The organism is Denitratimonas organivorans, assembly GCF_037478135.1.
Taxonomy (GTDB): domain Bacteria; phylum Pseudomonadota; class Gammaproteobacteria; order Xanthomonadales; family Xanthomonadaceae; genus Denitratimonas.
On sequence record NZ_JBBHDV010000008.1, the window covers coordinates 100,127 to 115,347 of the forward strand.

At 66.3% G+C, this 15,221-nt stretch carries 8 protein-coding genes; 6 read left to right on the forward strand and 2 right to left on the reverse strand.

Annotation, left to right across the window (positions count from 1 at the left end; all coding sequences use genetic code 11):
- Window positions 1–52: 52 nt before the first annotated feature.
- The gene (locus WDB66_RS09980; protein WP_339398422.1) at window positions 53–8,635 is read right to left on the reverse strand and encodes a DUF7507 domain-containing protein; all 8,583 of its coding nucleotides are present in this window, start codon (window positions 8,633–8,635) and stop codon (window positions 53–55) included.
- Between the two features lie 235 nt (window positions 8,636–8,870).
- On the opposite strand from WDB66_RS09980, the gene WDB66_RS09985 reads away from it, so the two are divergent.
- The 6 genes from WDB66_RS09985 (at window position 8,871) to WDB66_RS10010 (ending at window position 13,893) form a co-directional block, all read left to right on the forward strand.
- Window positions 8,871–9,464 (forward strand): hypothetical protein, encoded by a 594-nt coding sequence (locus tag WDB66_RS09985; RefSeq protein WP_339398423.1) that lies wholly within the window; start codon window positions 8,871–8,873, stop codon window positions 9,462–9,464.
- 19 nt (window positions 9,465–9,483) lie between these two features.
- A complete protein-coding gene (locus tag WDB66_RS09990) occupies window positions 9,484–10,038 on the forward strand; it encodes a cob(I)yrinic acid a,c-diamide adenosyltransferase (RefSeq protein ID WP_339398424.1) in 555 nt (184 codons plus the stop codon).
- A 26-nt stretch (window positions 10,039–10,064) separates the two neighbouring features.
- On the forward strand, window positions 10,065–10,979 hold the full coding sequence (locus tag WDB66_RS09995; RefSeq protein WP_339398451.1) for a histone deacetylase family protein: 915 nt from the start codon (window positions 10,065–10,067) through the stop codon (window positions 10,977–10,979).
- The gene (locus tag WDB66_RS10000; RefSeq protein ID WP_339398425.1) at window positions 10,976–11,995 is read left to right on the forward strand and encodes an aminoglycoside phosphotransferase family protein; all 1,020 of its coding nucleotides are present in this window, start codon (window positions 10,976–10,978) and stop codon (window positions 11,993–11,995) included. The genes WDB66_RS09995 and WDB66_RS10000 overlap by 4 nt, the downstream gene beginning before the upstream one ends.
- Complete coding sequence (murU, locus tag WDB66_RS10005) at window positions 11,992–12,690, forward strand: N-acetylmuramate alpha-1-phosphate uridylyltransferase MurU (protein ID WP_339398426.1); 699 nt, start codon at window positions 11,992–11,994, stop codon at window positions 12,688–12,690. Before WDB66_RS10000 ends, murU begins: the two co-directional genes overlap by 4 nt.
- A 132-nt stretch (window positions 12,691–12,822) precedes the next feature.
- Entirely contained in the window at window positions 12,823–13,893 is a 1,071-nt protein-coding gene (locus WDB66_RS10010; protein WP_339398427.1) for a cytochrome-c peroxidase, read from the forward strand.
- Window positions 13,894–14,086: 193 nt separating this feature from the next.
- Here the strand turns inward: WDB66_RS10010 and WDB66_RS10015 are convergent, their stop codons facing one another.
- The gene (locus WDB66_RS10015; RefSeq protein ID WP_339398428.1) at window positions 14,087–15,214 is read right to left on the reverse strand and encodes an inorganic phosphate transporter; all 1,128 of its coding nucleotides are present in this window, start codon (window positions 15,212–15,214) and stop codon (window positions 14,087–14,089) included.
- Window positions 15,215–15,221 lie beyond the last annotated feature (7 nt).

The window sequence follows — 15,221 nt, forward strand, 5'->3', positions numbered from 1 at the left end:
CCGGCGGTGGCCGGGCGGTCCTCGGTTCAGCTTGCGGGAAACCGCTTCAGCCTCAATTCCGGCGGCGCCTCACCTGCCAGCCCAAGGTCAACATCGCCAACGCAAGCACCAGCAGAGCCAACGGCGAAGCCACCGGGATCAGCAACGGCGCCAGCGGACGCAAAGGCACCGTGGCGGTGGATGAGGATTCCTCGTCCGTGGAGGTGCTGCTGACGCTGGCCGTGTTCGTGATCGGGTTCGGGCCGCTATACCAGTGCGGAACCCGCAGCGTCACATCGATCACGCGCGAATCGCCGGCCGCCAGCGTGCCGAGGAAACACGGGAACGGATCGCTGCAATCGCCGCTGTTGCCGACGAACTCCAATCCCGGCGGCGTCTGATCGGACACCACCACGTTCGCAACCGGCACCTGCCCGGTGTTGGTGACGATGATCGTGAACACGATATCCTCGCCCGTCCCGGCCGAGGACGGCCCGGTCTTGGCGATATCCAGCACGCCCGGCTCGACCGGGGTTTCCACCTGGCTGGGCGGCGCTTCGACCGGAGCCGGCGGATCCAGCGGATCCTGTACCGGCGGAGTACCGGCGGCGGTGGCGACGTTCAACACCTGGCCTTCGTCCACATCGGCGGGCGTGACCACATAGGCAGCCGTGGCCACCACCACCTGTCCCGGCGCCAGCGTGCCGGGCACACCCGGCCACGCGTAGGAGAGCGGGCCCAGGTCCGGGAGGTCGTCGACCACTTCAACACCGGTCAGCGTCACATCACCGGTATTGGTCAGCGTGAAGCTGTAGTCGATGGTGTCACCCGCCCCGTAAGGCCCGCTGGATGTCACCGCCTTGACCAGTTCCAGCCCCGGATTCTGTGCAATCGGCGTGGTGGTGCTGTCCTGGTCGTCGGCCGAACCACCATCCGGCGTCGTGCCAGAAGCGGTGGCGATATTGGCGTATTCACCTGCTTCCACATCGGCAGGCTGGACTTCATAGCTGGCGGTACAAGTCAGCACATCGCCCGGTGCCAATATGGCCGGCAGGGATGGCGTGCAGGTGCCCATCACCGCCCCGGCATCGGTAATCGACACGTTAGTCAGCGTCACATCACCGCTGTTGGTCGCCACCAGCTGATACGTGATCGTGCTGCCGGCGCTGTACGGGCCAGTCGACGTCACCGTCTTGACCAACTCCAACGCCGGGGCCTGGGCAACCGGAGTGGTCACCGCGTCGTTGTCGGTGACCGTCGTGCTGTCCGGTGCGGTACCCGAAGCCGAAGCCGCGTTGATGTACTCACCCGCTTCGACATCCGCAGGTTGAACCTCGTAGCTGGCGGCGCAGGTCAGCGCATCGCCTGGCGCCAATGTGGCCGGCTGGGATGGCGTGCAGGCTCCGAGTGTTGCACCAGCATCCGTGATCGACACATTGCTCAGCGTCACGTCACCCGCGTTGGTCGCCACCAGCGAGTATTCGATGACATCGCCAGCGGAATACGGGCCAGTCGACGTCACCGTCTTGACCAACTCCAACGCCGGGGCCTGGGCAACCGGAGTGGTCACCGCGTCGTTGTCGGTGACCGGCGTGTTGTCCGGTGCGGTGCCGACGACCGAAGCGGCGTTGGTGTAATCACCCGCTTCGACATCCGCAGACTGGACTTCGTACGCAGCGGAACAGCTCAGCGCATCGCCCGGAGCCAGCGTGACCGGCTGGGCCGGTGTACACGTTCCAAGCGTCGCGCCAGTGTCGGAAATGGTCACTCCAGACAGTGTCACGTCGCCGCTGTTGGTCGCTACCAGCGAGTACTCGATCACATCGCCGGCCGAGTACGGGCCGGTAGATGTCACGGTCTTGACCAGCTCCAGGCCGGGCGCCTGGGCAACCGGCGTGGTCACCGTATCGTTGTCGATGACCGGCGTGTTATCCGGCGCGGTACCCGAAGCCGAAGCCGCGTTGATGTACTCACCCGACTCCACATCCGCAGGCAGCACTTGGTAGCTGGCGGCGCAGGTCAGCGCATCGCCTGGCGCCAATGTGGCCGGCTGGGATGGCGTGCAGGCTCCGAGTGTTGCACCAGCATCCGTGATCGACACATTGCTCAGCGTCACGTCACCCGCGTTGGTCGCCACCAGTGAATATTCGATGACATCGCCAGCGGAATACGGGCCAGTCGACGTCACCGTCTTCACCAAATCCAGAGCCGGAGCCTGGGCAATCGGTGTGTTCACCGCATCGTTGCCGGTGACCGGTGTGTTGTCCGGTGCGGTGCCGGCGGCCGAAGCGGCGTTGGTGTAATCACCCGCTTCGACATCCGCAGACTGGACTTCGTACGCAGCGGAACAGCTCAGCGCATCGCCCGGAGCCAGCGTGACCGGCTGGGCCGGTGTACACGTTCCAAGCGTCGCGCCAGTGTCGGAAATGGTCACTCCAGACAGTGTCACGTCGCCGCTGTTGGTCGCTACCAGCGAGTACTCGATCACATCGCCGGCCGAGTACGGGCCAGTCGACGTCACCGTCTTCACTAGATCCAGAGCCGGTGCCTGGGCAACCGGCGTGGTCACCGTATCGTTGTCGATGACCGGCGTGTTATCCGGCGCGGTACCCGAAGCCGAAGCCGCGTTGATGTACTCACCCGACTCCACATCCGCAGGCAGCACTTGGTAGCTGGCGGCGCAGGTCAGCGCATCGCCTGGCGCCAATGTGGCCGGCTGGGATGGCGTGCAGGCTCCGAGTGTTGCACCAGCATCCGTGATCGACACATTGCTCAGCGTCACGTCACCCGCGTTGGTCGCCACCAGGGAGTACTCGATCACATCGCCGGCCGAGTACGGGCCGGTAGATGTCACGGTCTTGACCAGCTCCAGGCCGGGCGCCTGGGCAATCGGTGTGTTCACCGCATCGTTGTCGTTGACCGGCGTGTTGTCCGGAGCAGTGCCCGAAGCCGAAGCGGCGTTGGTGTAATCACCGGCCTCAACATCGCCAGGCTGTACTTCGTACGTCGCGCTACAGCTCAGTGCCGCACCCGGAACCAGCGTCGCCGGCTGCACAGGCGCGCAGGTTCCAAGCGTTGCACCTGCATCCGAAATCGACACATTGGTCAACGTCACGTCGCCCGTGTTGGTCGCAACAAGCTGGTACGTGATCGTGCTGCCGACGCTGTACGGCCCAGTGGACGTCACAGTCTTCGCCAGTTCCAGCGCTGGTTCCTGCATGATCAGCGTTGTCACCGTGTCGGTGTCGCTTACCGGCGTGTCATCCGGCGCGTTGCCGCTGGCGGTGGCGATATTGGTCACCTGCCCAGCATTGGCGTCCTCCAATCCGACGGTGTAGTTCACCGGGCCACAGGACGCCACTTCGGTCGGGGCAAGGGTTGAGGGCGTGCAGCTGATGGCACCACCGAGCAGCGGATCGTTGACCGAGACGCCGGTCAGGCTGACGTTGCCGGTGTTGGTCACGCTGAAGCCGTAGCTGATCTGGTCACCGTACGAATACGGTCCGCTGGAGGTGACGCTCTTGACCAGTTCCAGCGCAGGCGTCTGGATCGGATGCGATGTCGCACACACGCCCGGTGCCGAACACGCCGGATCGACGCCCGGCTGCGCACCGCCGGAGGCCGTCACCACGTTCTGCACAACGCCGGTGGCCCCGGCATCAACCTGCGCTTGGTACTGGAATACATACGGGCTGCCGGCCGGTGTTGCGCCGCCCGCCAGGGTGCAACGCACACCACCGGCGCTGGCGACACAGCCTACCGGCAAGGAGGCGGGCAAAAGCGTCAGGCCGGGGCCGAACGCATCCTCCAGCAGCACATCACCCAGGGTCGCGGCGTTGGCCACCTGCACAGTCAGCGTATAGGTGATGATCTGCCCGGCCCCCACGAATTCGCCACTGGCCGGATTGGCACTCTTGGAATAGGTGACCAGCGGTGCCGGCAGCACAGTGAGATCGGCCTGCGCCGGATCCGGGTTGTTGCCCAGATCGGTCGCCAGACCACCGGCCGGGATGGTGTTGGTGAACGTGCCCGGTGTATCGCCGGTGACCGGCGCGGTGATCGTGCACGAGCCCGGCGTGCCGCCCGGAATCTGGGCGCCGGTCTGCAGCGAGATGGCCGAGCCACCAGCCGTGCCGGCAACGGTGCCGACGCAGGTGGTGACCGGCGCGCCGGTGAGCGTGACGCCAGCCGGCAGGGTGTCGACCAGGTCGGCGGTCAAGGTCGCAACACCGGCATTGGCATTGGTCAGGGTGATGGTCAGCGTGCTGCTGCCACCCACACCGATGCTGGCAGGATCGAACTGCTTGGCCACCGCCGGCGCTGTGCTCGAAGGCACGGTGACCGTGGCCGGGCACGGCGTGGTGCAGGTTTCAGTGGCACTGGCGCTGGCCGTGTTCTCCACCGGATTGGGGGGTGTGCTCTCTACCTGGGCGCTGATCGCCCACGTCACCTGGCCACCAACCGGCAGACTGGCGAGGGTCTCGTTCAAGGCGCCAGTGCCGCTGGCCGCCGGGCAGGTGGCACCGCTGCTGGCGGTACAGGTCCAGGTGAAGCCGGTCAGGCCGGCCGGTACCGGGTCGGTCACGATCACATTGCTGAGCGGAATGTTGCCGGTGTTGGCAACGGTGACCGTGTAGCTGGCACTGCCGCCTGGAATCAGCAGGGTGTCAGGGCTGGTCTTGGTGATTTCCAGCGCCGGCACCATGGCAACGATGTCGGTTTGTGTGCTGGAGCTGTTGTTGCCCGGATCGGTGTCGTTCACGCCCGGCGGCACGGCCACCGTGGCGGTATTGGTGATGCCCACACCCAGGGTGCTGGCCGTGCCTTCCACGACCAGGGTGCAGTTACCGCCCGGCGCGATGATGGTGACCGTGCCGGACAGCGTATTGCCGCTCAATCCGTAGCTGCCCAGGGTGCACTCCGGCGAGGTGCTGCCGCCGGCGCTGACAATCGACAGCGTCGAGAACTGGGCCGGAATGATGTCGGTGAAGGTGGCGCCGGTCACAGTGGCCGGGCCGTTGTTGCCGATGACGATGCTGAACTGGACGGTATCGCCATGGAACACGGTCAGCGGTCCGGACTGGAAGGCGCCACTGGTGCCCGGCCGCTGGCTCTTGCCGATCTGCAGATCGGCATTGAGCGGCACCGGGTCGATGGCGCAACCCAGGTACGGCGCCATGTGCGCCGAGCATTCCTGCGCGGTGGCCGGTGTGATGCCGGTCGCGCCCGGCAGACCCGGATCACCGCCGCCACCCACCTGGGCGCGGTTGACCAGCGGGTTGCTGGCATCGGCCTCCACCTGCGCGGTGTAGGTGATGGTGGTGCTGGCACCGGCGGCCAGCGCCGTGCCGCTATTGCAGGTCAGGAAACCCGGCGCCGGCGTGGCCGTGAAATCGCAGCTGAAACCGCCGCTGGTGAAACTGCTGCTGCCGACATAGGTCATGCCCGGCGGAATCACGTCGACGACACGGATCTGGCCGCTGCTGGCATTGCCACCGCTGTTGCTGACGACCAGATTGAAGCTGATCGTGTCGCCCGGGCCCGCCGCCTGCGGATCCGGATGCGATTTGGCCAGGCGGATCTGCGGCTGCGCCACCGGCACGTTGATATCCAGCGCACAGCCCGGGCCGACGTTGATGCCGGTGCAGTCGGTACCGACCTGGCCCGGCGTGGGCATGCCCGGCAGCAGATCCGGATCACCGCCACCGCCGATGCGGCCCTTGTTGATGTACTGCAGGCTCGGGTTGGCGCCGTTGACGTTGGCCACCAGCGAGAAGGTGCTGCTGTCGCCAACCGGAATCACGGCAGTACTCTGGCAGGTGGCCGAATCATTGTCCTCGCGCACGCAGGTCCAGTCGGCGCCATCGGCGCCGCCCTTGACCAGCGGATTGGACCAGGTCATCGGCGCCGGCAGTTCGTCGCGGAAGTGGATCGTGCCGACCGAATCGGCATCACCACTGTTGCGCACGGTGAAGTGGTAGGTGGTCTGGCCGTTCACCGGCATCGAGTTCTGATGGTCGGTCTTCTCCAGCGTCAACTGCACGCGGCGCACCGGATCGGTGACCGAGGCGCAGCCGGTGAGCGTACTGCTGGCGTTGTCGGCCGGCGCAACCGGTGCCGGGCAGGCCTGGGCATCACCAGCACCAGGCAGGCCCGGCTTGGCCGGATCGCCGCCGCCGCCGGCAATGGCACGGTTGGTGACGGAAGTCGGCGCATCGGCGTCGACAGTGATGGTGAAGCTGATCGTGGCGCTGGCGCCCACGGCCAGCACCGCGCTGCTGTTGCACTCGACCACGCCGGCGGCATGGCTGCAGCTGAAGCCGCCGGTGGTGGTGAAGCCGCTGTCGAAGCTGACGCCATCGGGCAGCACGTCGACGATGCGGATCGGGCCGCTGGTCGGTGCCGAACCCAGGTTGGTCAGGGTCAGCGTGTACTGGCCGCTGCCACCGGCCAGCAGGGTGCCGGCATTGGCCTTTTTCAGACTGAGGAACGGCGCTTCAACGATATCGATATCGATCGCACAGCCCGGCGCGACATCATTGTCGATGCAGGCGCCGGTATTGCCCGGCGTCGGTATCGGCTTGTTCGGGTCGCCACCGCCGCCGACGCGGCCCCGGTTGATGATCGCCGTGCCGGAAGGTGCATCGACGATCGCGGTGAAGTTGAACGTGCTGGTGCCACCGGCCGGAATCACGGTGTTGCTGGTGCAGGTGAGCACGTCGCTGGCGGCCAGGCAACTCCAGTCGCCGGCCTGCGGACCGGCCAGCGGCACCGGGCCGTCGGCCACGGTCAGCTGCGGCGGCAGCACGTCCACCACGGTGATCGGGCCGGTGGTCGGCACCACCGAGGTGTTGCTGACGCTCAGGGTGTAGGTGGTGCTGCCCGAGGTCAGCAGCACATCGATACCGTTGTCCTTGCTCAGGCGCAGGTCCGGTTCACACTGGGCGCCTGGCGGCACACCGGGAGTATCCGGCGCCATGAAGGTGGCAATGCCGCCGTTGTGGCCGAACGAACCATAGGTATCGGTGGCACCGTTGGTGGAGCGGCCGGGTTGGCCGCCATCGACATTGGCGTTGACGATCATCGAGTTCGGCGAAAACACCACGAAGCCGCCGCCACCGCCGCCGCCGGGGCCATGACGCTCAACCAATCCTGCATTGCTGCCGGCCCAGGCGTTGCCGCCATCACCGCCGCGAGCATCAACGGTGGCATGGCCGCCTTCCTGGGTGTAGAGCACCACCGAACCACCGGCACCGCCGCCACCGGCGGCATCGTTGCGCACGTTGTAGCCGTGGCCGCCGCGCACGTCGATGACGCCCGTGCCTTCGATGCTGCGCGCACGCAGGATGACGATGCCGCCACCGCTGGCGCCGGAGGAGCAGATGCCAGCCCCGAAAGTGGAACCACTGGCGCCACCGCCGGAGCTTGTGCCACAGGCGATGCCGTTATTCTCGTGCCAGGCTGCGTCATCGGTGCCGTCGTTGTTGCCGCCGGAACCGCCGCCACCGCCCATCAGCACGCGGCTGAAGCTGATCTGGCTGGCGTAACCGGCACCACCACGGCCATTGGTGTCATTGAGCGGCGCATCCCAGGGACGGCCGCCAAGCCCGCCCGGCGCGTGGTTGCCACCACCGCCGCCGCCGGCGTTGCGAATATTGGCCGCCGTACCGGGCGAATAGGTGCCCTCGGTTCCACCCCCACCGGCATTGCCCGGCGCACCACGGGCGCGGTCGCCCTGCGGATAGCCCTGAACGCCATTGTCCACCCGCACCAGGTGGCCGGTGGTGGTCACGGCCAGGCCGAAGTTGTTGGTCTTGCGGGCCAGATAGCGCGGCGTGCCGGCGATGCCCTCGCCCTTGCCGCCGTGGGCGGTGGTGGCGGCGGTGGTGCCGCCGACCTGGCGCCAGGGCAGATCGTTGCTGGCCTGGCTGCCCTGGAAGCCGGCGCCGCCACGGAAACCGCGCCCGGCCAGGAACACGGCCCGGTTGGCAATGCCCTCGACGGTGGCCGAGCCCAGGGTGAGGGTGCCGCTGGCATCGACGGCGACAACGCCGCCGCTGTTGCCATCCCACGGCGGCGCCACCACGCCAGCCATGGTTACCGAGCTGTACTGCGGCACCCGGATCACCTGGTAGCTGCGGCGCCCGCGCGAGGTGGTGGCATTGGCCTGGGTGTAGGTGTAGGTGAGTGCCGGCTGGAAGCTGATGGTGGCACCGGCGGCGCCGCCATTGCTGGCGCGCACGAACTCGTGCCGGCCGGCGTTATCCATTGTTGTCGTGCCCGAGCCGGTGCCCGTGCCGCTGCCGTAGTTGGCATTGTTGGCAGAGTTGATCTGGCCATCCTGCATCTGGATCACCAGCAGCAGGTCGCCGGCCTGGATGTTGCCGGCGGCACTGCCGGTGTTGCGCGCGCCCAGGGTCAGTTGGGTGGCGCCGGCCGGCAGCGTGTCCGAACCCGCGTAATAGGTGTTGACGACACCGCCGACGTTGCCATTCCCATCATTGCCGGGAATACCGCACATCACCTGGGCGGAAGCAATTGCTGGCAGACCGAGCAACGCAAGTGTCACCAGGAAGATCAGAGCGATACGACTTGACCAGCCGGTGGCGCAGCGCGGCGATTCCACCAGTGCGGTGGAAACAGTGAAGTAAGACATGGGAGACCCTGTAGCGATAAGCGGGAGGCGGCGCACGCAAAAAGCGTGAACTGCATCTCCATATTGTATCGCCCAGGATCTGGGAAAGAAAGACAACAATTGTTGCAAGTTATTGGAAATAAAGAAAAATCATTCACATTTTTTATGAGTAAGTGACAAGTTTTGTCAGCAGGTGCCCGACCCGCAGTCACGGGCCTACAATGAAGTCCTTACCCCGCCACCCATGTGGACCGCCATGCCCGCTCCGTTCCGCCACCAGATCGCCATCCTTTCCACTTTGGTGCTGGTGATGATCCTCACCCGCGCGCACCATTTCGCGGCGATCACCGATGCCTCGTGGGCGGTGTTCTTCGTCGCCGGCTTCTACCTGCGGGCGCATTGGCGCTGGGCGTTCCCGCTACTGATCGCAGTCGCGGTGGCGGTGGACTGGTATGTGATCCAGCGCAGCGGCATCACGCTGTGGAGCCACTACTGCATGTCGCCGGCCTACTGGTGCCTGTTGCCGGCCTATGCGGCGCTGTGGCTGGGCGGCGTCTGGCTGGCGCGACACGATGCCGGGCTGCGCTGGAAGACGCTGGCTGCGTTGGCGGTCATCCTGCCGCTGTCCGTCAGCCTGTGCTTCCTGATCTCCAACGCCAGCTTCTACTGGCTCAGCGATGTTGTCGCGGCGCCCAGCATGGACGGATGGCTGGCCAATTTCGGGCACTGGTACCTGCCCTTCCTGAAGGTCACGACGATGTACGTCGGCATCGCGGCACTGCTGCACGCCGCGGCGCTGGCCGTCGGGCTCGCGCGGCCGCAGGCGGATCGCATCGGCAGCGTCCACTGACCTTTTCCGGAGCCATTCCATGGGCCATCGTCTGTCGAAGATCTACACCCGCACCGGCGATGCCGGCAGCACCGGCCTGGGCGATGGGCAGCGCGTGCCCAAGGACAGCGCCCGCATCCGTCTGCTGGGCGCGCTGGATGAAACCAACGCCTGGCTCGGCCTGCTGCTGACCCATAGCCTGCCCGACGCCGTGCGGCAGGAACTGGTCGCGGTGCAGCACATGCTGTTCGATCTGGGCGCGGAGATGTGCATACCGGGTCATGCCGCAATCGTGGACGCCGACATCACCTGGCTGGAAGAACGTCTGGACCAGCACAACGCCACGCTACCGCCGCTGAAGGAGTTCATCCTGCCCGGCGGCAATCCGGCTGCCGCGCATTGCCATCTGGCGCGCACCACCTGCCGGCGTGCCGAGTGCCTGCTGGTAGCGCTGTCGCGTGAGGCGGCGGTGCGGCCGCAGGCGCTGGCTTTCGTCAACCGCCTGTCCGATCTGCTGTTCGTGCTGGCGCGGCTGCTGAGCCGGGCCGATGATGGGCAGGAAGTGCTCTGGCAGCCAGCACTGCGTGAGAGGTAACGGCCATCCACCAGTCGCTTGAAACCCTGCGCATCTACACCCACGAGGTCTGCCTCAAGCACGAGAACGGCGAGCACCACCCCGAGTCGCCGATGCGGCTGGCGGCGGTGATCGAGGGTCTGCGCGGTGCCGGCCTGCGTGGCGTGGAATGGTGCAATGCACCGGCCGCCACCCGCGCGCAACTGCGCCTGGTGCACACCCAGGCGCATATCGAAAACATCCTGGACACGCCGGTGCAGGGTCGCCGCACGCTGGACCAGGACACTGCGATGAACGAATTCTCCGCCGAGGCCGCGTTGCGTGCGGTCGGTGCCGCCTGCGCCGCGGTGGACGCGGTGATGATGCGCGAATGCGAACGCGCCTTCTGCGCGGTCCGCCCGCCCGGCCACCATGCTTCGCCGGATGCGGCGATGGGCTTCTGCCTGTTCAACGCCACTGCGGTGGCGGCGCGCTATGCGATCGAACGGCACTTTCTGGAACGCGTGGCGATCGTGGATTTCGATGTGCACCACGGCAACGGCACCCAAGCGTGTTTCGAGGACGACCCGGCCGTGATGTACCTGTCCACGCACGAGCGCGGCATCTATCCGTACAGCGGCCTGGCGTGGGAGCGCGGCGCCGGCAATATCCACAACCTGCCGCTGCCCAAGGGTTCGGGCTCGGAAGCCTTCCGCACCGCCTGGTACACGAAACTGCTGCCGGAGCTGGAGGATTTCCGCCCGCAACTGCTGCTGATTTCGGCCGGCTTCGACGCACACCGCGCCGATCCGCTGGCCGATATGTGCCTGGATACCGAAGACTTCGCGTGGATCACGCGGCAACTGCTGCAGATCGCCACACGTCACGCCCACGGCCGCGTGGTGTCGGTGCTGGAAGGCGGCTACGACATCGCGGCCTTGCGTGACAGCTGCGTGGAACATGTGCGGGAGCTGCTCGGATGACGCCTGACAACGATGCTTCGACCCAGCGCGCCGCGTTGCGCATGGCCTTCGTCCGCGAGCACCTGGGCACCACTGCCACGGCACCGTCCGCGGCCTCGTCCGATGCTGGCTTTCGCAGCTACTGGCGCAGTGGCGACGGCCATGGACACAGCGCCATCGTCATGGATTCCCCACCCGAGCTGGAGGACGTACGTCCCTGGCTGCGCCTGCACCAGCTGCTGGATGACGGCGGCGTGCGGGTTCCGCAGATCCTGGCGCGCGATGTCACATCCGGCCTGCTACTGCTGGAAGACCTCGGCGGTCCGACACTGCTGCAAACACTCGACCGCGACAACGCCGCACACTGGTTCGCACAGGCGCTCGAACAGCTGCTGCGCATCCAGCGCATCCCCCCGCCGGACTGGCTGCCGCGCTACGACGCGGCGCTGGTGCGGCGCGAGTTCGGACTGTTCGAAGAATGGTTCCTGCGCCGTCATCTGGGTGTCGAACTGGATGCCACGGAGCAGGCCGAAATGGCGCAGCTGGCCGATGTTCTCGTGGATGCCTTCCTCGGCCAGCCGCAGATCCTGGTGCACCGCGATTTCATGCCACGCAATCTGATGCCGTTGCCCGATGGTGTGGCAGTGCTGGATTTCCAGGACGCGGTGAGCGGGCCGATGGCCTATGACGTGCTGTGCATGGTCAAGGATGCCTTCACCAGCTGGCCGGCAGCACAGGTCGACGCCTGGATCAGCGCCTATCTGGAAGCCGCAGCCGCTGCCGGCCTTCCGCTGCCTGACGCCGCACATTTCCGGCGCGATTTCGACCTGATCGGCGTGCAGCGGCATCTGAAGGTGCTGGGCATCTTCGCCCGCCTGCACCACCGCGACGGCAAATCGCGCTACGTCGCCGACGCAGCGCGCTTCATCACCTATCTGATGCAGGTAATGCCCATTTATCCAGAACTGGCGCCGTTGCAGGCACTGCTTCAACGCCATGTGCTGCCCCGGGTGCCGGCCATGGCGCTGCCGGCATGAAGGCCATCATCCTGGCCGCCGGGCGCGGCCAGCGACTGCGCCCGCTGACCGACACCTGCCCCAAACCCCTCCTGCCGGTCGCTGGCAAGCCGCTGATCGTGCACCACATCGAAGCGCTCGCGGCCGCCGGCGTGCGCGAACTGGTGATCAACACCGCCTGGCTGGCGGAGCAGTTTCCCGCGATGTTGGGCGATGGCGCGGATTTCGGCGTGTCGATCACGTATTCGTACGAAGGCAGCAGTGCGCTGGAAACCGGTGGCGGCCTGTTGAACGCGCTGCCGCTGCTCGGCGATGCCCCGTTCCTTGTGGTGAATGGGGATATCCACGCCGACGTCGACTTCGCCGACCTGGCGCTTCCTTCGGCCGATCTTGCGCAGCTGGTGATGGTCGATCCCCCGGCAGGCAGCGCCGGCGACTTCCATCTGGATGACGCCGGCCGGCTGACACCCGATGGCGACGGCCCGCGCCTGACCTACTCGGGCATCGCGCTGATCGACCCCGCCCTGTTCGCGGGCTGGCGCGCGGCATTTTCCCGCGACGACATCCACGGCCATCCGCCCGCATTCCGGCTGGCGCCACTGCTGCGTCATGCCATGCATCGCGACCGCATCGGTGGCCGGCATCACCGCGGGCACTGGACCGATGCCGGTACGCCGCTGGCACTGGCGGCGCTGGAACAAAAGCTGGGCAACTGAAGCACGCCCGGCGCTGAAGAGCGGTGCGCGCGGCCAGCCGCGATTGATCGCAGTCAACACCGGCAACGCGCTTCTGCGATGTCATGGTCACAGGAATCCGACATCACCCCCCCGCCAGCCAAGGAGCCCACCATGAAACATTTCCGCCCGATTACCCTGGCCCTTGCCGCCGCACTGGCCACCACGGTCAGTGCGTTGGCCATCGCCAAGGAAAACACCAGCGCCCCTGCTGCCGCCGAGCTGCGTTCGATGGCCAGCGCCATCTTCCAGCCGATTCCCGACCCGCCCACGGAAATCCGAGGCGAAAAGATCACGCCGGAAAAGATCGAGCTGGGCCGCATGCTGTTCTTCGAACCCCGCCTGTCGCGCAGCCACATCATCAGCTGCAACACCTGCCACAGCATCGGCACCGGCGGCGCCGACAACGTGCCGGTGTCGATCGGCCACGGCTGGCAGAAGGGTCCGCGCAACTCGCCCACGGTGTTCAACGCCGTGTTCAACGCCGCGCAATTCTGGGACGGCCGCGCCGATGACCTGATGGAACAGGCCAAGGGCCCGGTGCAGGCCAGCGTAGAAATGAACAACACGCCCGAGCAGGTGGAAATCACGCTGCGCAGCATGCCCGAGTATGTCGAAGCATTCCGCACCGCGTTCCCGGGCGAAGAATCACCGGTCACCTTCGACAACATGGCGCGCGTGCTCGAAGCCTTCCAGTCCACGCTGGTGACACCGGATTCGCGCTTCGACCTGTTTCTGAAGGGCTCCGATGATGCGCTCGACGCGGAAGAGCGTCAGGGCCTGTCGCTGTTCATCAACAAGGCCTGCATCGCCTGCCATTCCGGCGTGAACCTGGGCGGCCAGGCCTACTTCCCGTTCGGCGTGATCCAGCGCCCCGGCGCGGACATCCTGCCGGCCGAGGACAAGGGCCGCTTCTCGGTCACCAACACCGCCACCGATGAATACGTGTTCCGCGCCTCACCGTTGCGCAACGTGGCCCTGACCGCACCCTACTTCCACAGCGGCGAAGTCTGGGATCTGAAACAGGCCGTGGCGATCATGGGCTCCAGCCAGCTCGGCCACACCCTGACCGATGACGAGGCCGGCTCGATCGCGCGCTTCCTGGAAACCCTGACCGGTATCCAGCCCAAGGTCGAATACCCGACCCTGCCGCGCAGCACCGCAACCACCCCGAAGCCCGAGTAAGCTGCGCCTCCATTGCCGCCATACCGCGCATCAGCAATAACGAAAAGGGCACCGCAAGGTGCCCTTTTCGTTTCCAGCCGACGGGAATCAGCCGTCGAATCACCGCATAGGCTGGCGTAAGCACGCGAACCCCAACCTATGCCTGCAGCACGGGCCGGATCACGCTGCGCGCAGCGGATCCGGCAACGCGTCTTCAGGCCCAGCCGAGTGAACGCAGCGTGTTGATCATCAGATAGGCGATGCCGCCGGCAGCCGGGATCGTCAGGATCCAGGCCCAAATCATGCGCTCCACCACGCCCCACTTGATCGCGTTCAGGCGCTTGGCCGTGCCTACGCCCATGATCGCGGCGGAAATATTGTGCGTGGTCGAAACCGGGATGCCGAGGCTGGAGGCCAGCGTGATCACCGAAGCGGCACTGGCCTCGGCCGCGAAGCCGTGGATCGGGTGCAGCTTGACCAGTTTGTGGCCCAGTGTCTTGATGATGCGCCAGCCGCCAGCGGCAGTGCCTGCGGCCATCACGATGGCGCAGGTGAACTTGATCCAGGTGTCGATATCGCCTTCGGTCAGGGCTTCTTCGGACGGATGCAGGAAGGCCAGCCAGGCCGGCAGGTCGCTGAGCGTGCCGGTCGCCTCGGCGCTGACCAGCGCCAGCGCGATGATGCCCATCGTCTTCTGCGCGTCGTTCAGGCCGTGCGCAAACCCCATGTAGCCGGCCGAAGCAATCTGCGCCTTGCCGAAGAACGAATTGACCCAGCGCGGCCGCGCCAGCCGCGCCAACGGCCCGCCACTGGCGGCCATGCCGGCGATGATCGCGAACAGCAGGCCCATCATCGCAAAGCCCATCAAGAAACCCATCACCGGCGAGGTGATCATCGGCACCAGCACCTTCCACAGCAGACCGGCGCCCTTCCACCACGGCTGCGCGGATTCGACCCAGATGATCGCGTTCCAGTCGGTCCCGGCAGCGCCCAGCGCGGCGCCGCACAGGCCGCCGATCAGGGCGTGCGAGCTGGACGAAGGCAGGCCGAAATACCAGGTAATCAAGTTCCAGATGATGCCGCCGGACAGCGCGCAGATGAGCACCTGCGAGGTCACCTCGACCACCTGTGCATCGATCAGGCCCGAGGCGATGGTCTTGGCCACCGCGGTGCCGGCCAGCGCACCCAGCAGGTTCATGCTGGCCGCCAGCGCGATGGCCTGCATCGGCGAAAGCACCTTGGTCGCCACCACGGTGGCGATCGAGTTGGCGGTGTCGTGGAAGCCGTTGATGTACTCGAACACCAGCGCGAACAGCACCACCATCAGTACCAGGGTGAGCATGGGGCGC